This is a genomic window from Micromonospora marina, assembly GCF_900091565.1.
GTDB classification, from domain to species: Bacteria; Actinomycetota; Actinomycetes; order Mycobacteriales; family Micromonosporaceae; genus Micromonospora; species Micromonospora marina.
In genome coordinates, this window is record NZ_FMCV01000001.1 from 501,944 (window position 1) to 523,747 (window position 21,804).

General features: G+C 74.1%; 24 protein-coding genes and 2 pseudogenes. 10 read left to right on the forward strand and 16 right to left on the reverse strand.

The window, feature by feature from the left end:
• Positions 1-42: 42 nt before the first annotated feature.
• Both GA0070215_RS02370 and GA0070215_RS02375 read left to right on the forward strand, forming a co-directional pair.
• Entirely contained in the window at positions 43-1,347 is a 1,305-nt protein-coding gene (locus tag GA0070215_RS02370) for a sensor histidine kinase (protein WP_091041274.1), read from the forward strand.
• A 41-nt stretch (positions 1,348-1,388) separates the two neighbouring features.
• Positions 1,389-2,045, forward strand: coding sequence for a LuxR C-terminal-related transcriptional regulator (locus tag GA0070215_RS02375; protein ID WP_018787705.1), 657 nt, complete (start codon positions 1,389-1,391; stop codon positions 2,043-2,045).
• Between the two features lie 9 nt (positions 2,046-2,054).
• On the opposite strand, the gene GA0070215_RS02380 is transcribed toward GA0070215_RS02375, so the two are convergent.
• From GA0070215_RS02380 to GA0070215_RS29625, 3 genes and pseudogenes are all read right to left on the reverse strand, one after another.
• Positions 2,055-2,696, reverse strand: coding sequence for an HAD family hydrolase (locus GA0070215_RS02380; protein ID WP_091041277.1), 642 nt, complete (start codon positions 2,694-2,696; stop codon positions 2,055-2,057).
• A gap of 24 nt (positions 2,697-2,720) precedes the next feature.
• Positions 2,721-2,975 (reverse strand): glutaredoxin family protein, encoded by a 255-nt coding sequence (locus GA0070215_RS02385; protein ID WP_013288752.1) that lies wholly within the window; start codon positions 2,973-2,975, stop codon positions 2,721-2,723.
• Between the two features lie 177 nt (positions 2,976-3,152).
• A pseudogene (locus GA0070215_RS29625) lies at positions 3,153-3,491 on the reverse strand (hypothetical protein); the annotation flags it as partial.
• Between the two features lie 220 nt (positions 3,492-3,711).
• Here GA0070215_RS29625 and GA0070215_RS02395 point away from each other — a divergent pair.
• From GA0070215_RS02395 to GA0070215_RS02405, 3 genes are all read left to right on the forward strand, one after another.
• Positions 3,712-4,683 (forward strand): ECF subfamily RNA polymerase sigma factor, BldN family, encoded by a 972-nt coding sequence (locus GA0070215_RS02395; protein WP_091041280.1) that lies wholly within the window; start codon positions 3,712-3,714, stop codon positions 4,681-4,683.
• A gap of 283 nt (positions 4,684-4,966) precedes the next feature.
• The gene (locus tag GA0070215_RS02400) at positions 4,967-5,824 is read left to right on the forward strand and encodes a DUF5667 domain-containing protein (protein WP_091041283.1); all 858 of its coding nucleotides are present in this window, start codon (positions 4,967-4,969) and stop codon (positions 5,822-5,824) included.
• Positions 5,825-5,933: 109 nt separating this feature from the next.
• Entirely contained in the window at positions 5,934-6,812 is an 879-nt protein-coding gene (locus GA0070215_RS02405; RefSeq protein ID WP_091041286.1) for an HAD family hydrolase, read from the forward strand.
• A 16-nt stretch (positions 6,813-6,828) separates the two neighbouring features.
• On the opposite strand, the gene GA0070215_RS02410 is transcribed toward GA0070215_RS02405, so the two are convergent.
• The 8 genes from GA0070215_RS02410 to GA0070215_RS02445 all read right to left on the reverse strand — a co-directional run bounded on the left by GA0070215_RS02410 (position 6,829) and on the right by GA0070215_RS02445 (position 14,872).
• Positions 6,829-7,650, reverse strand: coding sequence for a lysophospholipid acyltransferase family protein (locus GA0070215_RS02410; RefSeq protein WP_051090511.1), 822 nt, complete (start codon positions 7,648-7,650; stop codon positions 6,829-6,831).
• A gap of 392 nt (positions 7,651-8,042) precedes the next feature.
• Positions 8,043-9,116, reverse strand: coding sequence for an NAD-dependent epimerase/dehydratase family protein (locus GA0070215_RS02415; RefSeq protein ID WP_091041288.1), 1,074 nt, complete (start codon positions 9,114-9,116; stop codon positions 8,043-8,045).
• 119 nt (positions 9,117-9,235) lie between these two features.
• On the reverse strand, positions 9,236-9,337 hold the full coding sequence (locus tag GA0070215_RS02420) for a 30S ribosomal protein bS22 (protein WP_007465623.1): 102 nt from the start codon (positions 9,335-9,337) through the stop codon (positions 9,236-9,238).
• 220 nt (positions 9,338-9,557) lie between these two features.
• Positions 9,558-9,767, reverse strand: coding sequence for a helix-turn-helix domain-containing protein (locus GA0070215_RS02425; protein WP_013288759.1), 210 nt, complete (start codon positions 9,765-9,767; stop codon positions 9,558-9,560).
• A 227-nt stretch (positions 9,768-9,994) separates the two neighbouring features.
• Entirely contained in the window at positions 9,995-11,179 is a 1,185-nt protein-coding gene (locus GA0070215_RS02430; RefSeq protein WP_013288760.1) for an ABC transporter permease, read from the reverse strand.
• On the reverse strand, positions 11,176-12,024 hold the full coding sequence (locus tag GA0070215_RS02435; protein ID WP_091041291.1) for an ABC transporter ATP-binding protein: 849 nt from the start codon (positions 12,022-12,024) through the stop codon (positions 11,176-11,178). Before GA0070215_RS02435 ends, GA0070215_RS02430 begins: the two co-directional genes overlap by 4 nt.
• Positions 12,021-13,418 (reverse strand): efflux RND transporter periplasmic adaptor subunit, encoded by a 1,398-nt coding sequence (locus GA0070215_RS02440; protein WP_018787714.1) that lies wholly within the window; start codon positions 13,416-13,418, stop codon positions 12,021-12,023. Before GA0070215_RS02440 ends, GA0070215_RS02435 begins: the two co-directional genes overlap by 4 nt.
• Positions 13,419-13,447: 29 nt before the next feature.
• Positions 13,448-14,872: a hypothetical protein gene (locus tag GA0070215_RS02445; protein ID WP_091041294.1), complete on the reverse strand. Its 1,425-nt coding sequence runs from the start codon at positions 14,870-14,872 to the stop codon at positions 13,448-13,450.
• Between the two features lie 148 nt (positions 14,873-15,020).
• Here GA0070215_RS02445 and GA0070215_RS28330 point away from each other — a divergent pair, with 148 nt between their 5' ends.
• On the forward strand, positions 15,021-15,194 hold the full coding sequence (locus GA0070215_RS28330) for a VOC family protein (RefSeq protein WP_167361470.1): 174 nt from the start codon (positions 15,021-15,023) through the stop codon (positions 15,192-15,194).
• Position 15,195: 1 nt separating this feature from the next.
• Here the strand turns inward: GA0070215_RS28330 and GA0070215_RS02450 are convergent, their stop codons facing one another.
• The gene (locus GA0070215_RS02450; protein WP_018787717.1) at positions 15,196-16,116 is read right to left on the reverse strand and encodes a proline dehydrogenase family protein; all 921 of its coding nucleotides are present in this window, start codon (positions 16,114-16,116) and stop codon (positions 15,196-15,198) included.
• Positions 16,117-16,234: 118 nt separating this feature from the next.
• Here GA0070215_RS02450 and GA0070215_RS02455 point away from each other — a divergent pair, with 118 nt between their 5' ends.
• The 3 genes from GA0070215_RS02455 to GA0070215_RS02465 are packed head-to-tail and all read left to right on the forward strand — an operon-like array spanning position 16,235 to position 18,264.
• The gene (locus GA0070215_RS02455) at positions 16,235-16,510 is read left to right on the forward strand and encodes a hypothetical protein (RefSeq protein WP_231394852.1); all 276 of its coding nucleotides are present in this window, start codon (positions 16,235-16,237) and stop codon (positions 16,508-16,510) included.
• A 1-nt stretch (position 16,511) separates the two neighbouring features.
• Entirely contained in the window at positions 16,512-17,678 is a 1,167-nt protein-coding gene (locus GA0070215_RS02460) for a glutathionylspermidine synthase family protein (protein ID WP_091041297.1), read from the forward strand.
• A 19-nt stretch (positions 17,679-17,697) separates the two neighbouring features.
• Positions 17,698-18,264: a CGNR zinc finger domain-containing protein gene (locus GA0070215_RS02465; protein WP_018787720.1), complete on the forward strand. Its 567-nt coding sequence runs from the start codon at positions 17,698-17,700 to the stop codon at positions 18,262-18,264.
• Positions 18,265-18,319: 55 nt separating this feature from the next.
• Here GA0070215_RS02465 and GA0070215_RS02470 read toward each other — a convergent pair whose 3' ends face one another.
• Positions 18,320-19,126, reverse strand: a complete 807-nt coding sequence (locus tag GA0070215_RS02470; RefSeq protein ID WP_208600263.1) for a sugar phosphate isomerase/epimerase family protein — start codon at positions 19,124-19,126, stop codon at positions 18,320-18,322.
• 75 nt (positions 19,127-19,201) lie between these two features.
• Positions 19,202-20,146: a Ppx/GppA phosphatase family protein gene (locus GA0070215_RS02475; RefSeq protein ID WP_018787722.1), complete on the reverse strand. Its 945-nt coding sequence runs from the start codon at positions 20,144-20,146 to the stop codon at positions 19,202-19,204.
• Between the two features lie 74 nt (positions 20,147-20,220).
• Between GA0070215_RS02475 and GA0070215_RS02480 the strand changes: the two genes are divergently transcribed.
• Positions 20,221-21,027, forward strand: a complete 807-nt coding sequence (locus GA0070215_RS02480) for a DUF3109 family protein (protein ID WP_026268441.1) — start codon at positions 20,221-20,223, stop codon at positions 21,025-21,027.
• A 45-nt stretch (positions 21,028-21,072) separates the two neighbouring features.
• Here the strand turns inward: GA0070215_RS02480 and GA0070215_RS02485 are convergent, their stop codons facing one another.
• Positions 21,073-21,342, reverse strand: a complete 270-nt coding sequence (locus GA0070215_RS02485) for a hypothetical protein (RefSeq protein WP_208600264.1) — start codon at positions 21,340-21,342, stop codon at positions 21,073-21,075.
• Between the two features lie 207 nt (positions 21,343-21,549).
• Positions 21,550-21,804, reverse strand: a pseudogene (locus GA0070215_RS02495) (hypothetical protein); the annotation flags it as partial.

Sequence of the window (21,804 nt, forward strand, 5' to 3'; positions counted from 1 at the left end):
CGCGGGATGGGTAGGCGGGTCACGCGCCCATAGCCTCGAACCATGACCGCCGTACCACTGGCCACCGCGCCCGCCCCGCTCTCCCCCGTACGAGGGCTCCTGCGACGCCTCGCCCGCGACACCACCTACGTGCTCGTGGGCCTCCCGCTGGCGCTCGTCGGCTTCGTGCTGGCAGTGGTGGGGATCTCACTTTCCGCCGGGCTGCTGGTGACCACGCTCGGCCTGCCGATCATCGCCGGCTTCCTCTACGCGGCCCGCGGGCTGGCCGACGTCGAGCGGCTCCGGCTCGCCGGGGTGCAGGACCGGCCGCGGGTACGCCCGGTCTACCGACGGCCGGAGCCGGGCGCCGGGTTCTGGCGCCGGGTGTTCACCCCGATCCGGGACGCCCAGTCGTGGCTCGACCTGCTGCACGCCTTCGTCCAGCTGCTCGTGGCGGTGCCCACGTTCGTGGTGCTGGTGGTCTGGTGGGTGCTGGCCCTGGGCGGCACCCTCTACATCACCTACGACTGGGCCATCCCGCGCGGCGCGGGTCACCAGGACCTGAGCCAGCTCCTCGGGATGGGCGACGGCCCCGGCCCACGGATCGTCCTGAACACCGCGATCGGGCTGTTCGCCCTGTTCACCCTCCCGCTGGTGGCGCGCGGCTGCGCCCGGCTCCAGGCCGGGCTGGCGTACTCGCTGCTCACCGGCGTGGCCGAGATGCGGCAGCGGATCGTCACGCTGGAGGAGCAGAAGCGGGCCGCCGCCTCCGCCGAGGCGGTCGCGCTGCGCCGGCTGGAGCGCGACATCCACGACGGCCCCCAGCAGCGGCTGGTCCGGCTCGCCATGGACCTCGGCCGGGCCCGGCACCAGCTCACCGCCGACCCGGAGGCGGCCCGGCAGACGCTCGACGAGGCGGTCGCGCAGACCCGGGAGACGCTGGACGAGCTGCGCGCCCTGTCCCGGGGCATCGCGCCGCCGATCCTGGTCGACCGGGGCCTGCCCAGCGCGCTCGCCGCGCTCGCCGCCCGCGCCCTGATACCCACCGAGCTGACCCTGGACGACGACCTGGGCACCGCCGCCGGGCGGCTCGACCCGGGGCTGGAGAGCACCGCGTACTTCGTGGTGGCCGAGGCACTGACGAACGTGTCGAAGCACAGCCGGGCGACGGCCTGCCGGGTGGAGGTCACCCGGAAGGTGGGCCGGCTGGAGATCACCGTCACCGACGACGGGGCCGGCGGCGCCCACCTGGCGAAGGGGCACGGACTCAGCGGCATCGCCGACCGGGTCCGGGCGGCGGGCGGCACGCTGGAGGTGACCAGCCCGGCCGGCGGGCCCACCCGGATCCACGCCGAACTGCCGAGGTGACCCGGCCCGCCCGGGCTCCGGGCGTGATAGACACCGGACCTATGCGGGTGGTGATCGCGGACGACGCCGTACTGCTCCGGGAAGGGCTGGTCCGGCTGCTGACGGAGTACGGGCACGAGGTGGTGGCCGCCGTCGGTGACGGTGACGCGCTGGTCGAGGCGGTGGTGGCGCACCGGCCCGACGTCTCGGTGGTGGACGTGCGGATGCCGCCGTCACACACCGACGAGGGACTGCGCGCCGCGGTGGAGGCCCGCCGCCGGGTGCCCGGCACGCCGATCCTGGTGCTGTCCCAGTACGTCGAGGTGTCGTACGCCGACGACCTGCTGGACACCGCGGGCGGGGCCGGCGGCGGGATCGGCTACCTGCTCAAGGACCGGGTCGCCGCGATCGACGAGTTCCTCGACGGCCTGGCCCGGGTAGCCGCCGGCGGCACCGTCCTCGATCCGGAGGTGATCAGCCAGTTGCTGGTCCGGCGGCGGCGCGACGACCCGCTGGCGTCACTGACGCCGCGCGAGCGCGAGGTGCTGGCGCTGATGGCCGAGGGCCGCTCGAACACCGCCATCGCCAGGACGCTCGTGGTCAGCGACGGCGCGGTCGAGAAGCACGTCCGCAACATCTTCACCAAACTCGACCTGCCCCCGGACGCGACCACTCACCACCGCCGCGTCCTGGCCGTCCTGGCCCACCTGCGCGCCTGACCGGGCGGGTCAGGCGAGCGTCCGGGCCAGTGTCACCGCCTCGGTGAGCGTGTCGGCGGCCGGGTGGCCGCTGCCGCGCAGCCGCTCCGGGTCGGAGAGGCCACCGGTGTAGAGGACGCAGCGGGCGCCGACCGAGGCGGCCGCGTCCGCGTCGTCGAGCGAGTCGCCGATCAGCACCACCTCGTGCCCGCCCAGCCCCAGCTCGGCCAGGTGCTTCTCCAGCCACTCGGCCTTGTGCCCGCCGCCGACTGTGGCGCGCAGCCCGTCCACCCGGCGGAAGTGCGGCGTCAGCCCGTACGTGTGCACGGTCGGCACGAGTTCGTCGTGGAACCACATGGACAGCAGCGACTGGCTGCCCTCCCAGGATTCGATCGCGGTCGTGGCGTCGGCGGCCAGGGCGCAGGTGGTCAGCCCGGCCCGGTAGGCGTCGTGGAAGACCCGGTCCAGCGTCCCGAACGCCTCGGCGTCCACGGCCCGGCCGAGCATCTCGGCGTAGTAGTCGGCGATCGGCCGCCGGAACCGTACCCGGTGCTCGGCCGCGGTGACCGCCGGCCCGCCGGCGCTGGCGAAGGCGACGTTCGTGGCCCGGACCACCAGGTCGAGGTCGTCGAGGAGCGTTCCGTTCCAGTCCCACACGAGGTGGCGTCGCATACCCGTCACCCGAGCACCATAGTGCTAGAGCTGCGGCGTGGTCAGGTCGCGCAGCAGCCGGTCCTCCTCGACCCGCCAGTAGCCGTGCTCCTTGCCGTCGAGCAGCACCACCGGCAGCCGGTCGCCGTAGTCGCGCTCCATCTCCAGGTCTCCGGTGACGTCGCGCTCCACCCAGCGGTCGCCGGTGACGGCCACCACCCGGTCGAGCGCGGCCTTCGCGTCGTCGCACAGGTGGCAGCCGGGCCGGGTGATCAGGATGAGCCTCGGGTCACTGGACATCGGATACCTCCGTGCGAATCTCGGTCGGCGGCGCTGGCGACGGCACCGCGGGCGCCGGGCGCAGCTCGATTTTGCGTACCTTCCCGATCGCCGAGTACGGCAGGCTGTCGACGAACTCGACGGGCACTTCAACCGGGCCAGGTTACGCGCGCAGTGGGCGAGCAGGTCCTCCGCCGTCACCGGCGGGCCGGCCGCCCGGACCACGTACGCCCGCACAGTCTCGCCGGTCCGCGGGTGCGGCGCGCCCAGGACCGCCGCGCGGGACCGCAATTGTCGTCCGGTGGGTTTCCTGTATGCGGGATGAGGATCTCTGCCGGCGTCCGGAAGGACCGCCGGCCGGGCACCGTACGCACCGCTCCCGCGACACGCCGAGCGAAAAGAAAATCGGCTCCGACCAGGACTTTCCACGACGAACCAGGCTCCGGCGCGAAAGTCAACCACACACGACGGACAACGGGTCCGCCATGTGTGCGATCCGGCGGGAAATACTTCCGCTCTGTGTAACGGACTTGCCACGCGTGGGTGACGTTGGCCCTATCATCACTCGGGTCGGCTCACCCCATTTGCCGTGAGTCGACACCCCTCAGCCCGAGGAGGCCCCCGTGCCCGTGAGCGCATTGGACCAGCACCTCAAGGGGATCTGCCGCCCGCCGGCATGTCCCGACCCGGCCGTGCCCGACCGGGTGATACCCGGTCCTCCGGCGCGGCCACTGTCCACTGAGCCTGGGGAGGCGCGGTGACCACCTTCGGTTACGCCGAACGACCGGCCGGTGTCACCGGCCCGGCCCAGCGCAACCCGCTCAACGAGCGCGCGGACCCCGGCCCGCGGGGCGCCGACGGCCAGCTCGCCGTACGCGGCGACGGGCGGCGCGTCCGCAGCCGCGCGCACCACACCAACGAGGCACCACCCCGCCCCGCGACCCCGGGCGGCAACGCGAAGCCCGCGACCGGCCGCCTGGGCAGCCCGGCCCGCCCGGCCATGCCCGTCCAGGTGCGGCGCGGCGACGCGGCGACCGAGGCCGAGCCGTCCGCCGCCGAGACCGCGGTCCTGCCGGCGGTGACCACCGGCGACACCGCCGTCCTGCCCGCCGTGCCGGCCGCGGCGCCCGCCACCGGCTTCCCGAGCCGTCCCGACCCGTCCGACCCGGCCACCGAGGTGTGGACGCTGGTCGAGCGCGCGCAGGCGGGCGAGTCCGAGGCGTTCGGGCTGATCTACGACCGGTACGTCGACACCGTGTTCCGGTTCGTCTACTTCCGCGTCGGCAACCGGCAGCTCGCCGAGGACCTCACCTCCGACACGTTCCTGCGGGCGCTCAAGCGGATCGGCAGCTTCACCTGGCAGGGCCGCGACCTCGGCGCCTGGCTGGTCACCATCGCCCGCAACCTGGTCGCCGACCACTTCAAGTCCGGGCGCTACCGGCTGGAGGTCACCACCGGCGACGTCCTGGACGCCGACCGGGAGGACCGCGGGCCCGAGGGCAGCCCGGAGGCGGCCGTGGTGGAGCACATCACGAACGTCGCCCTGCTCACCGCCGTCAAGCAGCTCAACCCGGAGCAGCAGGAGTGCATCGTGCTGCGGTTCCTCCAGGGCTTCTCGGTGGCCGAGACGGCCCGCGCCATGGGCAAGAACGAGGGTGCCATCAAGGCCCTGCAGTACCGGGCGGTCCGGGCGCTGGCCCGGCTGCTGCCCGACGGCTTCCACTCCTGACCGTCCCGACCCGGCCGGCGCACGGACGCCGGGCGGTGTCGCATGCCCGACGTGCCCCCGCCCGCCCCTCACTCCCGGTGATTTCGCCGCCGTCCCAGCCGTAACCGGCGACCGGCGCGGTCCGTTTCTCCGGGTGCGACCAGTGGTTGTCCCGGCGTCCCCCGGGCCACCCGGTCCGGCGGGTCAGGTCGGCCGTCCCGGTCGGCCCTGGGCCACACGCTGCCACCGGTCGCTGGTGACGACGACGGCCGCCCGGCCGTGACCAGCGAGAGGGGGTGCCGCGGTGGACAGCGACCTCTTCTCCCGTCGGCGAGCCGAGCGCTTCGCGCAACTCCTCGACGAGGCCAATGGCGGACGCCGGCACCACGTCCGGTCCAAGGCGGACGGTGAACTCACCGCACTCGTCGAGGTGGGCCGGCGGCTCACCGCCGAACGGCCCGACGTCGAGGTGGACGCCCAGTTCCGTACCGGCCTGCGGGCGATGCTCGTGGCCACCGCCGAACGCGAGGGCGTCGGCGCTCCGGCCAGGACCGGCACCTCCGGCGTACGCGGGGCGCTGCTGCCAGCCATCACCGGCCGCCGGGCGCGGGCCCGGGGCGCGATCCTGGTCGGCGTGGCCGCCGGGGCGGTCGCCCTGTCCGGCATCTCCGCCGCGAGCGAGAACGCGCTGCCCGGTGACGCCCTGTACGGCATGAAGCGCTCCACCGAGCGCGCCCAGCTCGCACTCGCCAGCTCGGACATCAGCCGCGGGCAGCTCTTCCTCGACTTCGCCCGTACCCGGCTCGACGAGGCCGCCTCGGTCCGCGACGACCGGCTCGGTTTCAGCGCCGTCCTGGACGACATGGACGCGGACACCCGCCAGGGCGTACGCCTGCTGACCACCGTCGCCGCGCAGCGCTCGGACCCGGCGGCGCTGGACGCGGTGGACACGTTCCTCGCCGGCCAGCGCCGGGTGGTCAGTGGCCTGCTCGACCGGCCCGACAGCGCCGACCGGGACCGTACCCGCCGCTCGCTGTCCCTGCTCGACGCGGCGGGCAAGCGCGCCGACGCGCTGCGCGAGGCGATCGCCTGCGGGCTGCCCGCGCCGCAGGCCAGCGACATGCTCGGGCCCGCTCCGGCCACCTGCCCGGCCGGCCGCTGAGGGGCGGGCGTACCGCGCCACACTTCTCCCGCCGGACACCCGGCCGTCACGCCGTGCCGGATACGCTCGACCCGGGGCAGGCACGCGTCGTCCAGGCAGGGAGGTCACCGTGGCCGGGAGCCGGAAGGTGACCGTCAGCACCGACGCGCACGGGCACACCGCGGGCTGGTCGGAGACCCCGGCGGCACCGGCGACGACCGGCACGCCCGATCCCACCGCCGCCGCGTTCTTCGACGTGGACAACACGATGATGCAGGGCGCCTCGATCTACTGGTTCGCCCGCGGACTGGCCGCCCGGAAGTACTTCACCGCCGGTGACCTGGCCCGGTTCGCCTGGCAGCAGGCACGGTTCCGGCTGCTCGCCACCGAGCACGCGGGCGACATGTCGCAGGCCAAGGAGGCCGCGCTCGCCTTCGTCCAGGGCTGGCGGGTCGACGACATGGAACGCCTCGCCGACGAGATCTTCGACGAGCTGATGGCGCCGCGCATCTGGGCCGGCACCCGTCGCCTGGCCCAGCGTCACCTCGACGCGGGCGAGCGGGTCTGGCTGGTCAGTGCCGCCCCGGTGGAGATCGGCCGGGTGATCGCGGCCCGGCTCGGCCTGACCGGCGCGATCGGGACGGTGGCCGAGGTGGTCGACGGCGCGTACACCGGGCGGCTGGTCGGTGACCTGATGCACGGCCCGGCCAAGGCCGAGGCGGTCACCCAGCTCGCCGACGCGGAAGGGTTGGACCTGGCCCGGTGCGCCGCCTACAGCGATTCGGCGAACGACCTGCCGATGCTCGGTGCGGTCGGCCGCGCGGTGGCGGTCAACCCCGACCCGGCGCTGCTGCGGCAGGCCCGCGAGCGGGGCTGGGACGTGCGGGACTTCCGCACCGGGCGACGGGCCGTACGCATCGCCGTGCCCTCCACCGCGGCCGCCGGGCTGCTCGCCGGCGCGGTGACGGCCGGTCTGGCGCTGCACCGGCGCCGCCACCGCGAGGTCTGACCCCGCGTGGCCCGGCTCACGGGCCGAACGGGTCCGGCCGGCGTTCGAGCAGCTTGTGCAGCGTCTGCTGGATCGTCTCCCGCACCTGGTCGGCGAGGTTGAACACCACGAGCGGGTCGTCCGCCGCGTCGCGCAGGTGCGCGGTCGGGATCGGCGGGCAGAACTCGATCAGCCACTTGCTCGGCAGCGGCACCATGCCCAGCGGCCCCAGCCAGGGGAACGTCGGGGTGACCGGGAAGTACGGCAGTTTGAGCAGCCGAGCCAGCGGCTTGATGTCGGCGAGCATCGGATAGATCTCCTCGCCGCCGACGATCGCGACCGGCACGATCGGCGTCCCGGTACGCAGCGCGGCGGAGACGAACCCGCCCCGCCCGAAGCGCTGGAGCTTGTAGCGGTCGGCGTAGAGCTTGCCGACGCCCTTGAAGCCCTCCGGGAACACGCCCACGAGTTCCCCGTTGCCGAGCAGCCGCTCCGCGTCCGGGCTGCACGCGACGGTGCCGCCGGTCTTGCGGGCTATCTCGGAGACCACGGGCATCCGGAAGACCAGGTCGGCGCCGAGCAGCCGCAGGTAGCGGCGCGCCGGGTGCCGGTCGTGCAGCGCGGTGGAGAGGATCAGCGCGTCGAGCGCCACGGTGCCGGAGTGGTTGCCGACGACCAGGCCAGCGCCCTCGGCCGGCAGGTGCTCGATGCCGCTGACCTCGGTGCGGAACCAGTCCCGGTAGAGCAGCCGGACCAGCGGGTGGACCACCGCGTCGGTCAGGTCGGGGTCGAAGCCGAACTCGTCGACCTCGTAGTCACCGGCGAGCCGCCGCCGCAGGAACGCCAGCCCCTGGGCCACCTTGCGGTCCCAGTGGTCGCCCGGCCGGTCGGCGACCGCCGGCCCGGCGGGGTTCTGCGTCTCGCCGGCCGGCGTGCTCCCGGCCGGCTGCTCAGCCACCGCCTTCTTGGCCACCGCCTTCTTCGCCACCGCCTTCTTCGCGACGGCCTTCTTGGCGACCGACTTCCTGGCCGGCTGGTGGGGCGTGGCCGGGCCCGGAACGCCCGGCTCGGCAGCCGCGCCGGGCTCGTCGGCGGAGGTGTCCGGCTCGTCGGCCGGGTCCGCGGCCGCCGCCGGGCGGGCGGACGGCGCGGTCAGCCGGCGGTGCCCGTTGCGCCGCGCCGGCTCCGCGCCCGGATCCGGCACACCCAGCGGTACGTCGTAACGAGCGTCACGCCGCTCGTCGGGGCTGCTCACGAGCGCTCCCGTACGGTCGAGCGGACCTGCCGGATGCTCTCCAGCACCAACTGCTCGGCGGTGGCTAGCTGGTCCCGGGTGACCACGACGCCGCCGTGGTGGGCGCGGATGAAGTCGTCGAACGCGGCGGCGGTCGAACGGGGCGTGAAGCCGTACTCCCGCTCCAGTCGGCTGGTGTCCACCACCCGACCGTGCACGAAGAGGTCCACCTGGTCCAAGCCGTACCGGCCGAAGCCGAGGCTGCGGGCGATCGCGGCGACCCCGGCCAGGCCCGGTTCCAGCACCGGCACCGCCACCCGGCCGGCCCGGCGGATCGCCTGCGACAGCGACAGCACCCCCGGCCCGGCGACGTTGTACGTGCCCGGGTGCTCCTCGGCGACGGACCGGTGCAGCACCTCCAGCGCGTCGTCGAAGTGCACGAACTGCAGGCGCGGGTCGCGGCCGAAGACGGTCGGCACCACCGGCTGGGAGAAGTAGCGGGTGAGCGTGGTGTCGGCGGCGTACCCGATGAACGGCGCGAAGCGCAGCACCGTCGCGGTGACGTCGGGCCGGCGGCGGCGGAACCCGCGGACGTACCCCTCGATGTCGAGGATGTCGCGGCCGAAACCGCCGCGTGGCACCTCGCGCGGCTCGGTCTCCTCGGTGAAGACGGCCGGGTCGCGGAACGACACCCCGTACGCGGCGGTGGACGAGCGGACCACGAGCTTGCGGAGCCGGGGCGCGCGCTGCGCGGCGGCGAGCAGCTGCATGGTGCCGATGACGTTCTGTTCCTTCATCCCCGCCCGGCCGCCCTGCTGCGGGTCGGGGGCGGTGACGAGCGCCAGGTGCACCACCGTGTCGACGTCGAGGTCGTGCAGGAGGCCGCCGAGCGAGTCGAGGTCGAGGCGGATCCGTTCGACGTCGGAGAGCAGGTCGGTCAGCTCGGGGTTGGGTGGCGCCGGATCGACCCCGATGACACGCTCGATCCGCTCGTCGGCGGCGAGCCGGGCGGCCACGTGGGCACCGAGCCAGCGACCGACCCCGGTGACGACGACGACCCCCGGGGCACCTGAGGTGTCACCGGGGGTCATGTCGTGCGCCTAGCGCGGCAGGCGGGATCGAGCCGGGACGTCCACGGCCTGATCACCTGAGCCTCCGAGGGTCGACAGTTGGCAAGTGGTGCCGGTGCCGGGCCGCTGCCCGGCACCGGTCACTTGCCGAGACGGCGACGCTGGACGCGGGTCTTGCGCAGCAGCTTGCGGTGCTTCTTCTTAGCCATGCGCTTGCGGCGCTTCTTGACCACCGAGCCCATACGACAGCCTTTCGATGCAACGTGCGGGGCGGACCGGACGGCACCACCACGGGTGGCGCCGTGACCGCTTGCGGACAACGGACCGGACCAGCGTGGTGGGCAGGGCACACCAGAGAGCGGTCACGGTCGTGGCCCAGCCTAACCGGAGTGCGTCAGCAGGACCAACGCGCCCCCGTCGATGCCCCTTTTCGTCGCACTCGGCGGACGGTGCGCCGAGGGCTCAGGCGGACTCCTGGAAGGCGCCCCGGAGGTATTCGTGCACGGCGTGCTCGGGCACCCGGAACGACCGGCCGACCCGTACCGCGGTCAGCTCACCGCTGTGCACGAGGCGGTAGACGGTCATCTTGGAGACCCGCATGACCGTCGCCACCTCGGCGACGGTCAGGAACCTGACATCCGACAGCCGTGCGTCGGACTGCGACCCGGCCATGGCTCACCGACCCATTCCCGTGCCCGGCGCGTGTCACCGGGCAGGTGCTCCCGCCTCGACGAGCGACGCGCGTGTAACCAGTACGGTAGCGGGACGGCTGTGACCTGCGCGATCCCTTCCACCCTTTGATCATGGCGAGACAGCCGTTCACCCGGTGTCCACCAGGGCTTTTTCGCCCGGACGGGTGGCTCGTCCGATAACGCCTACTCGGCGCGCAGCGCCATCGCCTACTCGGCGCGCAGCGCCACCACCGGGTCGAGCCGTCCGGCCCGCTGCGCCGGCACCACGCCGAAGACGATGCCGACCGCCGCGGAGACGCCGAACGCCAGCGCCAGCGACCACCAGGTGATCGCCGCCGGGATCGGCGAGAACGCGTCCACGAGCAGCGCGGTGCCCACGCCCAGCGCCATCCCGGTCAGCCCGCCGACCGAGGTGAGCAGCACCGCCTCCAGCAGGAACTGCACGCCGATGTCGCGGGGGCGGGCACCGACCGCCTTGCGCAGGCCGATCTCGCGGGTCCGCTCGCGTACCGAGACCAGCATGATGTTGGAGACGCCGACGCCGCCGACCAGCAGCGAGATGCCCGCGATGGCGGCCAGCACACCGGTCAGGACGCCCAGGATGTCACCGAGCACGCCGAGGATCTGCCGCTGGGTGACGGCGCTGAACTCGGTGTCCGGGTGCCGGCGCGACAACTCCGCGACGATCCGGTCACCGAGCTCGTCGATCCGCTCCCGGTCCGGCGCCTTCACCGCGATGCCGTCGATGCGCTGGGTGCCCCACAGCCGTTGCGCCGCCGTCACCGGTACGTGCACCTCGTCGTCCCGGTCCACGCCGAGGCTCTGCCCGAGCGGGGCGAAGACGCCGATCACCCGGAACCGCACGCCGGCCAGCGTGACCTGCTGACCGAGCGGATCCCGGTCGGGGAACAGCGCCCGGGCCACCGAGTCGCCGAGCACCGCCACCCGGCGGCTGGTGTCCACGTCCGCCCCGGTGAGGTAGCGGCCCCGCGACAGCGACCTGGTGAACACCGACGGGGTGGTCTCCAGGACGCCCTGCACGGTGGTGAAGTCGGACCGGTTGCCGGCCCGCGCGGTCGCGCCGGAGGCCACCGTGACGGCGACCCGGCCGGGGTCGCCGACCACCCGGGACACCGCGTCCGCGTCGCTGAGGTCCAGCGGCGAGACCACCGGCGCGTTGCCCACCTCGATCCGGCCCGGCACCACCAGCAGCAGGTTCGAGCCGAGCCCTTCGACCTGCTGCTCGACCTGCTGTTTCGTGCCGGTGCCGATAGCCACCAGGATCACCACCGAGGCCACCCCGATGATCACGCCGAGCATGGTCAGCAGGCTGCGCATCCGGTTGGCCCGCAGCGCGTCCGACGCCACCCGCCACGCCTCGGCCAGCCTCATCCGGCGTCTTCCCACGGAAGGCGCCCGGTGGCTCCGGTGGCGCCACCGGAGCCACCGGGCGGGTGCCCCGGGCCGCTTCCGGACGCGGACCGGGGCTCCGCGCTGGGAGCGGGGTCCAGTGTCGCAGGTACGCCGGAGCCGTCCGACGCCGGTCGATCATGGAGGCTGTCGGACCGGATCAGCCCGTCCCGTACCGCGATCCGCCGGTGTGCCCGGGCGGCCACCTCCTGGTCGTGGGTCACCATCACCAGCGCCACCCCGGACTCGGCGTTCAGCCGTTCCAGCAGCTCCAGCACCGCCTCGCCGGTCGCGCTGTCCAGGTTGCCGGTCGGCTCGTCGGCGAGCAGTACCGCCGGCTCGGTCACCAGCGCCCGGGCGATCGCCACCCGCTGCTGCTCGCCGCCGGAGAGCTGGTTGGGCCGGTGGTGCAGCCGGTGCCCGAGCCCGACCCGGCCCAGCATCGCCGCCGCCCGCTCCCGCCGCTGCCGCGCCCCGACACCCCGGTAGACCAGCGGCAACGCCACGTTGTCCACGGCCGACGTCCGGGCCAGCAGGTGGAACGCCTGGAACACGAAGCCGATGGTCTCGTTGCGCAGCGTCGCCAGTTCCGGCGCGGTGAGCGTGGTCACGTCCCGCCCGCCGATCACCAGCCGGCCGCCGCTGGGCCGGTCCAGCCCGCCCAGCAGGTGCATCAGCGTCGACTTGCCCGAGCCGGACGGGCCGATCACCGCCACGTACTCGCCCTGGTCGATGGTGAGCGACACCCCGCGCAGCGCGGACACCGAAACACCGTCCAGCTCGTACGTGCGCCAGACGTCGACCGCCTCGACCGCCGGTACGGTCACGGCAGTTCCTGGCCGTCGCGCACCTGGTCGGCGCCGCGCACCACCACCCGGTCACCGGCCCGTACGCCGTCGACGATCTGCACCAGGTCCTGCCCCTGCACGCCGACCGTCACCGGCACCCGGCCGGCCCGGCCGTCGCGCAGCACCCAGACCGCGTCCCGCCCGTCGGCGGAGAACACCGCCGACGCCGGCACGGCCACCGCGTCGGCGGCCTCCCGCACCCGCAGCCGCACCACCGCGTTCATGCCGGGGCGGGGCGCCGGGGCGGCCTCGGCCTCACCGAGACGGCCGGTGCCCAGGTCGAGCCGGACGCGGTAGGTCACGCCGCCCCGGGCCGAGCTGGTGGGCAGCACGTCCACCGACCGCACCGTCGCGTCGTACGTCGCACCGGTCACCGCGTCCAGCTCGACCGACGCGGGCACCCCGGCCCGGACCAGCAGCACGTCGGTCTCGTCCACCTCGGCGAGCAGGCCGAGCCGGCCGATGTCCACCACGGTGAGCACCGGCGTCCCGGCGGTGACCCGGCCACCGGCCGGGATCGCGTCGTCCACCCCCGGCGGCGGGCCGCCCTGCCCGCCCGTGCCGAGCGCCGACGGGTCGAGACCGGGCACCGCCGCGCCACCGGTCGCACCGAGCAGCCCGGCCAGGTCGGCTTCAGCCGCCGCCCGGGTGCCGCCCGGCTGCACCACACCGGCGATCGGCGCGCGCAACGTCAGCGCGTCCACTGCCGCCTTCGCCAGGTCGTACGCCTGCTGGGCCTGGATTCGCTGCGCGGCCGACAGCGCGCCGACGGCGCTGTTCAGGCCGGCGACCCCGCGCTGCACCTGGGCCACGGCCCGGTCGGCGGCGCGGGCGGCCGACTCGTACTGCCGCTGCGCCGACTGGACGTGGAGCAGCAGCGCGGCGCGTACCTGCGGGTCGCCGACCTTGCCGGCGGCGGCGCGGGCGGCGGCGAACGCCTCGTCGGCGGCCCGGTCGGTGCCGCGCCGGCTGCCGCCCAGGTCGCCCGGGCCGGTGCCCGGCCCGGCCCGCTTCGCCGCGCGCAACGCGTCCCGCGCCTTGGCCAGGCGGTCCCGGGCCGACGGCGAGTCGATCACCGCGAGTACCTGCCCCCGGCTCACCCGCTGGCCCGGCTGGACCCGCAGGCGGGCCAGTGTGCCGTCGGCGGGGGCGGTGAGCGTGGCGGCGGCCCGCGCGGTGACGGTGGCGGGCGCGTCGATCACCTCGCTGACCGGCGCGCGGCCCACCTCGGCGACGGTGACCGCCGGGGCGTCGTCGCCGCAGGACGCGGCGGTCGTGCCGGTCAGCGCGACGACCGCGAGAAGTGCGGTGACGAGACGGGGGCGGCGGGCCGCGGGCAGCCGCGGCGAGGGAGTGCGGGCCACCCGGACCATGCTACGACCCGTCGACAGGCGTCGACGGCTCAGCCGACGACCGCCCGCAGGTACGCCATGCAGTCGTCGTGCAGCATCGACCACGGGTCGCCGAACACCTCGTCTGCGGCCTGCTCCGGGGTCCGGCCCTGGTGCACCACGGCCCGGTAGAAGTCCAGCATCCGCTGCTCGCCGTACCTGTCGACCAGGTGGCGTACGGCCAGGTAGCCCACGCCGTACGCGCCGCCGACCCGGTCGTCGCTCGCGTCGTCGGCGGGTGCCACCGCCTCCAGCCGCCCGGGCCAGCCGCCGCCCAGCAGGTCCCGCACCTCGGCCAGGCCGTCGTAGCGGTGCACCGGCTGGCCGTCGGCTCCGGCGTACTCGGCCAGCCCCTCCACCAGCCACCAGTCCGCGCGGTCGGCGTAGCCGCGGTCGGGCAGCGAGGCCGCGTGGGTCAGCTCGTGCCGGAGCAGGTCGTCGATGCCGGCCGGGGTGACGATCTGGGCGTTGAGCACGACGTCGTGGCGCCCACCCCCGACGCCCACCGCGTAACCGGCTGTCCACTTCGGCCGTCCGCCGCCGTACCAGCGCTGCCACTCGCCCTTGGCGGCGTAGAAGACGAGGTACCGGTCCGGCGGGCCGCCGCCGATCGCGTACCGGTCCGCGGCCCGCGCCGCGGTCTCGGCCTGGGCGAGCAGGCCGGGCAGCTTGCGCCGCTGGGCCTGGGTGGTGGCCACCACCACCCGCTTGCCGACCGTCACGGCGAGGTCGTCCGCCTGCCACGGCCGCACGCCCGCCGGGTCCGTCTCGGACGGTTCCAGCGCGGTCAGCCGCGGTTCCTCCCCCGCCAGCCGCCAGCGCGTGCCCAGCTCCACTGTGCTCGGCGCGCAGTCCGGCACCACGAAGCAGTAGCCGACAGTCACCGTGAACCGCCACTCCCCCGGTCGCCCGTCGGCCTCCGCCGGTACCCCGTCGGCCGCCGGCCGCCAGGTCGTGACCCGCAGCGCCCGCAGCGCCGCGTACCGGCGGCTCAGCGCCGGCCGGGCCGCCGGCTCGGCGACCGCGAGGAAGCCCGCCCGATCCGCGCCGACGAGCGCGGTGGCCTGCCGGTCCAGCAGCGCGAGCATCCGCTCGCCGAGCCGCCGCTGCGCCGCCGTGCCCGGGTCGTCCGCCGCGGCCGGCCGCCCGGCCGCATCGGGCGCCGGCTCCCGCAGGAGTACGCCGGGGACCGCGCCCGCCACCAGGCCGAGCGCCAGCCCGAGCGCGGTCCAGAGCGGCCACCGCCGTTTCCGCACCGCCCGCGTCTGCGCCGGGTCCGGCTGCGCCGGCGGTACGGGATACGGGGCCGGACCAGCGGCGAAGTGCGCCAACGACGCCGCGTCCGGGGCCGGGGCCGGGGCGACGGCGTCGACGATGGGAGGAGGCTCGTCGCCGTCCGTCGTCCGGCCGGGAGGCTGCTCGTCGCCGTCGGTCACCGGCGAAGGGTACGACCAATCGGGCGTTCCGGGAAAGAGTCCCCCGCCGTTTAGGAAAGTGCCCCCAGAGGGGCCGAAACCTTCCAGGATCTCTCAGGACGGGGTCGGCCGGATCGGACGCGCGCTGGGCGGCCCGGTAGCGGCCGGGGTGCTGCCGCGCGTACTCGACGGCCCGCCCGACGACGAGCTGGTCCCGAGACTGGAACGGGCCGGCGGGACCAGGGTCTCCGCCGGCCCGCACTGGGACAGGTGGGGCGTCACGTTCGCCGACCCGGACGGCTACCGCCTCGTGCTGTGCACCCGGGCCTGGTCGAACGACTGACTCACTTCTTCGACAGCACCGCGCGGCCGAAGAACGCCAGGTTGGCCGGGCGCTCCGCGAGCCGGCGCATCAGGTAGCCGTACCACTGGTCGCCGTAGGGGACGTACGTCCGCACCGTGTAGCCCTCGCCGACCAGGCGCTGCTGCTCCTCCGGGCGGATGCCGTAGAGCATCTGGAACTCGAACCGGCCCGGGTCGCGGTCGAACCAGCGCGCCCGGTCCTCGCCGATCGCGATCAGCCGCGGGTCGTGCGTGGCCAGCATCGGGTAGCCGTCACCTGACATCAGCACGTTCATGCAGCGCACGTACGACTTGTCCACCTCGCGGGCGGACTGGTACGCCACCGACTCCGGCTCCTTGTACGCGCCCTTGCACAGCCGCACCCGCGACCCGGCCGAGGCCAGCTCCCGGCAGTCCGACTCGGTCCGCCGCAGGTACGCCTGCAGCACCGCGCCCGTGCCCGGGTGGTCCTTGCGGAGCTTCGCCAGGATGTCCAGCGTCGAGTCGGTGGTGGTGTGGTCCTCCATGTCCAGCGTGACAGTGGTGCCCGCCGCGTCGGCCGCCGCGCAGATCGCCCGCGCGTTGTCGTACGCGAGCTGCTCGTCGAACATCTGGCCCAACGCGGACAGCTTCACGCTGACCTCGGCCGCCGGGGTGAGCCCGGCGGCGGCGAGGCGCCTCAGCAGCGTGCGGTATTCGTCCCGGGTGGCGTTCGCCTGATCCGGGGTGGTGGTGTCCTCGCCCAGGTAGTCGAGGGTGACCGCTTGGCCGTCGGCGACCAGCTCACGGGTGGCGCGCAGCGCGTCGTCGGTGGTGGCGCCGGCGACGAACCGGCGGACGACGTCCCGGGTGAACGGGGCCGTCGCGACGAGCCGCTCCACCTGGGAAGACCGGGAGGCGGCGAGGATGACGGAACGGAGCATGAGCCGAGCGTAACGCTCACCACCGAGCCCCCGCCGGGTGCGTCCGAGGCCCGCTGCCTCCCACCCTGCGGCCTGGCCCGAGCAGCCTCGGCTGGCGGGGATCGGCTACAACAATCACGTGGATCGACGACACCCCCGGCGCCGGCTCCGCTCGGCCTCCGTGCAGCTCGGCGCGCTGACCGCGCTGGCCCTCGCGCTCTCCGGCTGCAACAACGGTTACGACGACGACGATGACGACTGCGCGCTCGGACCGGCCGGCGGAGGCGGCGACACCGTCGCGGTCGCCCTGCGCGTGCCCGCACCGGCCACCGCCGGGCGCGGCGAACCCGCCCCGGCCGCGGCGCTGCCCGAGCGCGGCGGCTTCGGCACCCACCTCGCCTCCTGCGGCGGCTGACGTGCGCCGCGAGGCGACCACGCCGCGTCCCGGCTGGGACGGGACCATCCGGGCCCAGGGCCTGGTGTACGTGGACACCGAGCTGCCCGACGGCGAGATCATGTCGTACTGGGACGAAACGGCCGCGTACTCGTTCACGCTCGACGAGGTGCTCCGGCTGGAGGAGGCCACGGAGGAGCTGCACCGGATGTCGGTCGCCGCCGCCGAGCACGTGGTGGCCCGCCGCCGGTACGCCGAGTTCGGCATCCCCGAGTGGGCCGCCGAGGCGGTCGCCCGCTCGCTGCGGGAGAACCCGCCGACGCTCTACGGCCGGTTCGACCTGTGGTACGACGGCAGCGGGCCGCCGAAGATGCTGGAGTACAACGCCGACACCCCTACCGCGCTGGTCGAGGCGAGCATCGTGCAGTGGTACTGGCTGGAGCACACCCGCCCGGACGCGGACCAGTGGAACAGCCTGCACGAACGCCTGGTCGGCGCATGGGCCAAGATCGGCGCCGGGCTGCACGAGCCGCGGGCGCACGTGCTCTGGTCCGACGAGGAGGAGTCGGGCGAGGACCAGATCACCGCCGGCTACCTGGCCGAGACGGCCCGCCAGGCCGGGCTGGACGTGACGCTCATGCCGATCCAGCAGGTCGGCTGGGACGGGCGGCGCTTCGTCGACGCCGCCGACAAGCCGATCACCACCTGCTTCAAGCTCTACCCCTGGGAGTGGATGCTGGCCGAGCCGTACGGGCGGACCGCGCTGGACCCGGGCACGCCCACCACCTGGATCGAACCGGCCTGGAAGCTGCTGCTGTCGAACAAGGCGCTGCTGGCGGTGCTCTGGGAGATGTACCCGGGGCACGACTACCTGCTGCCCGCGTACCTGGACTCGCCGCGCGGCATGACCGAGTACGTGGCCAAGCCGCTGCTCGGCCGCGAGGGCGGCTCGGTACGCATCGTGACCGGTGACACGGAGATCACGAACCCGGGGATCTACGGCGACGAGGGCTTCTGCTTCCAGGAGTTCCGCGCGTTGCCCGAGTTCGAGGGCAACCGGACGGTGCTGGGGAGCTGGATCGTGGACGGCGAGTCGGCGGGCGCCGGCGTACGCGAGAGCGAGAGCCTCATCACTGACGGTTACGCGCGGTTCCTGCCCCACTACATCGACGCACCGCGTGCGCCCTGAGTCGTCTACCGTTGGTGTCGTGAACTTCGACGCGTACGCCCGGACCGGGGTCGAGCTCGTCAACGCCCGGCTGGACGACCTGGACGGCCTGCGGGCCGTCTTCTCGGACGAGCAGGGCTGGATGCGCGACGAGGTCGCGGAACGGGACCTGGCGATCTTCCGGCGAGCCCAGAAGCGCCTCCGGGACGTCTTCGAGTACGGCACCTCGGGCCGGGACAACGAGGCGGTCGCGGAGCTGAACGCGCTACTGGAGGCGTTCCCGGTGCAACCGCGAATCTCCGGGCACGACTCCTCCGACTGGCACATGCACGTGACCAGCCGGGGCGCGTCGGTCTCCTCCGAATACCTGGCCGGCGCGGTCTGGGGCCTGTCGGTGTGGCTGTGCGAGTACGGCAGCGCCCGCTTCGGGGTCTGCGCCGACGACCGCTGCGGCAACGTCTACCTGGACACCTCGTCCAACTGCTGCCGGCGGTTCTGCTCCGAGCGCTGCGCCACCCGCTCCCACGTGGCGGCGCATCGGGCCCGCAAGCGCGCAGCGGTCGGCGAGCAGGCCGTCCCGGCGCAGCCGCTGTCCCCGGTGAGCTGACCTGCGGCGTCCCGGCCGCCGCCCGTGTACGAGCGGCCGGGGCGGCGAGCGCCGGTCAGGCGTCGACCGGTGAGGGCGCGGTCAGGTTGGCCCGGGCGAACTCCAGGGACTCCCGCAGGTCCGCCTCCCGGACCGCGCGGCTCTTCGCGCCCCGGGTGGTCACCTCCACCGCCACCGAGCCGGTGAACCCCCGCCCGGCGAGCGACCGGAGCATCTCCGCGCACGGCTGGCCGCCACGGCCGGGCACCAGGTGCTCGTCACGCCCCTCGCCGGTGCCGTCGCCCAGGTGCACGTGCGCCAGCCCGGATCCCATCCGGTCGGCCATCGCCAACGCGTCGGTGTGCGAGGCCGCGCAGTGCGACAGGTCCAGCGTGTACGAGGCGTACCCGATCCCGGTCGGATCCCAGCCCGGCGCGTACGGGACGAACTGCCGTCCGGCCATCCGCACCGGGTACATGTTCTCCACCCCGAAGTGCACGCCGCCGAACTGCCCGGCGATGGTGTCGAGCCCGTCGGCGAAGGTACGGGCGTAGTCACGCTGCCAGGTGAACGGCGGGTGCACCACGACAGTGGGCGCCTCCAGCGTCTCGGCCAGCTCGGCGGCCCTGCGCAGCCGCTCCCACGGGTCGGGGCTCCACACCCGCTGGGTGACGAGCAGGCAGGGTGCGTGGACCGACAGCACCGGGACGCCGTAGTGCTCGGCGAGGCCGCGCAGCGCGCCCGCGTCCTGGCTGACCGGGTCGGTCCAGACCATCACCTCGATGCCGTCGTAGCCGAGCTCCGCGGCGAGCTGGAACGCCGCCGCGGTCCGCTCGGGAAAGACCGAGGACGTGGACAGGAGCACCGGAACGCGGTAAGTCACACCCCCGAGGGTAGCTCCAACCGCCGGCAAGCATCGGGACGAGCAACCGCAAAGCAACCCAGAGCGCTCGCACTGTCACATCGGCGCGAGCTGATCCAGCCGGCGCAGGATGACTCCCTCCCGCAGCGCCCACGGGCAGACGTCCACACAGTCGACGTCGAGGCGGCGCATCACCGCCTCGGCCACCACCGCGCCCGCGAGGAGCTGGTGCGCCCGCTGCGCGCTCACCCCCTCCAGCTCCGGCAACTGGGCCGGCGGGATGTGCCTGACGAACCCGAGCACCTGCCGCAGCCCGGTACGGGTCAGACTCCGGCGCGCCCACAGACCCGCGCCGGAGGGCGCGGCGCCTGCGAGCCGGGCCAGCGTGCGGAACGTCTTCGAGGTGGCCACCGGGCGCTCCCAGCCCACCGCCGTCAACTGCTCCACCACCGGGTCGAGCTGCGCGTCCACGTACGCCCGCAGTTCCTCCACGGCCTCAGCCGACGGCGGCGCCAGGCCGGCCGGGTCGACGGCGAGCCGCTCCCGGCTGAGCCGCCCCGCGCCGAGCGGAAGCGAGATCGCCACGTCCGGGTGCTCGTCGATCCCGGCGGCCAGCTCCAGCGAGCCGCCGCCGATGTCCATGGCCAGCAGCCGCCCGGCCGACCAGCCGAACCACCGCCGCACCGCCAGGAACGTCATCCGCGCCTCGTCCGCGCCGGAGAGCACCTCCAGGCGTACGCCCGTCTCGTCGCGGACGCGGGCCAGCACGTCGGCGGCGTTCGTGGCGTCGCGGACCGCGCTCGTGGCGAACGCCAGCAGATCCTCGGCGCCCAGCCCGTCAGCCGCCGCCCGGGCCATGCCGACCGCCTCGACCAGGCCGTCCGCGCCGCCCTCGGTGAGCGCGCCGTCCGGCCCGATCTGCTCGGCCAGCCGCAGCACCACCTTCTCCGAGTGCGCCGGCCAGGGATGCGCGCCGTGGTGGGCGTCGACCACCAGCAGGTGCACCGTGTTGGAACCGACGTCGAGGACACCCAGTCGCATGGGAGAGACACTAGGGCCAACACGTTTCGTCGGCTCGGCGGCCGGGCCGGGTCACCGCGCGTACGCTGGTCCGAGTGACAGGGCAGATCGAGCTTCACGTGCTGGTGGACGACCCCGAGGACCCGCGCAGCCGCGAGGTCGGGCTGGACTTCCCACGGGAGTGGATCGAGTTCGTCGACCCGGCCGACGCGAAGCACGTCGTCCGCGCCGACCTGACCTGGCTGCTGTCCCGCTGGACGTGCATCTTCGGCCAGGGGTGCCACGGCATCGTCGCCGGGCGGGCCGCCGACGGGTGCTGCTCGCACGGCGCGTTCTTCACCGACTCCGACGACGAGAAGCGCGTCCGTGCGGCGGTGAAGAAGCTGACGCCGGAGACGTGGCAGCACTTCCGGCGCGGGTTCAAGAACTGGACCGAGAACGACACCGTCGACGGCAAGACCCCGGCCCGGCGTACCGCCACCCGCGACGTGGACGCACCGTGTGTGTTCCTCAACGACGCCGGCTTCGCCGGTGGGGGCGGCTGCGCGCTACACGCCCAGGCGCTGCGCGACGGGGTGCACCCGCTGGAGTACAAGCCGGACGTCTGCTGGCAGTTGCCGGTACGCCGCGACCAGGAGTGGCACAAGCGGCCGGACAACACGAAGGTGCTGATCTCCACGCTCGCCGAGTTCGACAGGCGCGGCTGGGGCGCCGGCGGGCACGACCTCGACTGGTGGTGCACGTCCTCCACCGACGCGCACGTCGGCGCCGAGCCGATGTACGTCTCGTACGGGCCGGAGCTGACCGCGCTGATCGGCGCGCCCGCGTACGCGAAGCTGGCCGAACTCTGCGCCGCCCGGCAGCGCCAGGGTCAGATCGCCCCCCACCCGGCCAGCGAGTAAGGAAGGGCCCCTTATTAACGCCTCCGGTAGAGGAAGGGCCCCTTCTTAACGCTCCCGCAGCGCCGCGTCGACCAGGGCGCGGGCGCTCCGCTTCGCCGCGTCGGCGACCGCCGGGTCGCCGTCGAGCACCCCGCCGGCCAGGCCACCGTCGAGCAGCAGGGTGAGCTGGCGGGCCAGCGACTCCGGTTCGGCCGCCCCGGACTGCCGGGCCAGGTCGGTCACCCAGGCCCGTACCGCGTTCTTGTGCTCGACGGTACGGGCGTGCACCGGGCTGCCGGCCGCTGACTCGGCCGCGGTGTTCGCAGTACTGGGCACCGGCGTAGTGGGACGGACCATCACCGCTCGCGTGGCCGAGCTGGGACACGAGGTCGCCGTCGGCACCAGGGACGGGGCACCGAAATGCTGCTGCCGATCTGGCTGGGGCTGCGCCTCTACGGCCGGCTGGGCAACGTCAAGGTCGTGCGCTGAGAACGCGTGAAGGCCGGCACCCCGTCGTCGGGGTGCCGGCCTTGCACTGCGGTCTTACTTGTTCCAGTGTTCGGCTACCAGGTCGGCGGCCTGCTGCTCCCACTGGGCGTAGTGGTCCGGGTAAGCGGACACCTGGACGGTCTGGGCGGCCTTGGTCAGCGGCATGTCCTGCCAGCCGTCGACCTGCTTCAGACCCTTCAGGAACGCCAGGGTGGAGTACTCGGGGTCGGTGATCTGCTCCACCGTGCCCCAACCACTGGAGGGGCGCTGCTGGAACAGGCCCTGCGAGTCGTGGTCGTTACGGTCACC

What these genes read in the sequence shown, in the direction of transcription:
- GA0070215_RS02430 (WP_013288760.1), bottom strand. Translation starts at nt 11,179, where the DNA reads ATGAGGCTGGCCGAGGCGTGGCGGGTGGCGTCGGACGCGCTGCGGGCC.
- GA0070215_RS02370 (WP_091041274.1), top strand. Translation starts at nt 43, where the DNA reads ATGACCGCCGTACCACTGGCCACCGCGCCCGCCCCGCTCTCCCCCGTA.
- GA0070215_RS02475 (WP_018787722.1), bottom strand. Translation starts at nt 20,146, where the DNA reads ATGCGACTGGGTGTCCTCGACGTCGGTTCCAACACGGTGCACCTGCTG.
- GA0070215_RS02450 (WP_018787717.1), bottom strand. Translation starts at nt 16,116, where the DNA reads ATGCTCCGTTCCGTCATCCTCGCCGCCTCCCGGTCTTCCCAGGTGGAG.
- GA0070215_RS02420 (WP_007465623.1), bottom strand. Translation starts at nt 9,337, where the DNA reads ATGGGCTCGGTGGTCAAGAAGCGCCGCAAGCGCATGGCTAAGAAGAAG.
- GA0070215_RS02425 (WP_013288759.1), bottom strand. Translation starts at nt 9,767, where the DNA reads ATGGCCGGGTCGCAGTCCGACGCACGGCTGTCGGATGTCAGGTTCCTG.
- GA0070215_RS02440 (WP_018787714.1), bottom strand. Translation starts at nt 13,418, where the DNA reads ATGGTCCGGGTGGCCCGCACTCCCTCGCCGCGGCTGCCCGCGGCCCGC.
- GA0070215_RS02380 (WP_091041277.1), bottom strand. Translation starts at nt 2,696, where the DNA reads ATGCGACGCCACCTCGTGTGGGACTGGAACGGAACGCTCCTCGACGAC.
- GA0070215_RS02415 (WP_091041288.1), bottom strand. Translation starts at nt 9,116, where the DNA reads ATGACCCCCGGTGACACCTCAGGTGCCCCGGGGGTCGTCGTCGTCACC.
- GA0070215_RS02375 (WP_018787705.1), top strand. Translation starts at nt 1,389, where the DNA reads ATGCGGGTGGTGATCGCGGACGACGCCGTACTGCTCCGGGAAGGGCTG.
- GA0070215_RS02385 (WP_013288752.1), bottom strand. Translation starts at nt 2,975, where the DNA reads ATGTCCAGTGACCCGAGGCTCATCCTGATCACCCGGCCCGGCTGCCAC.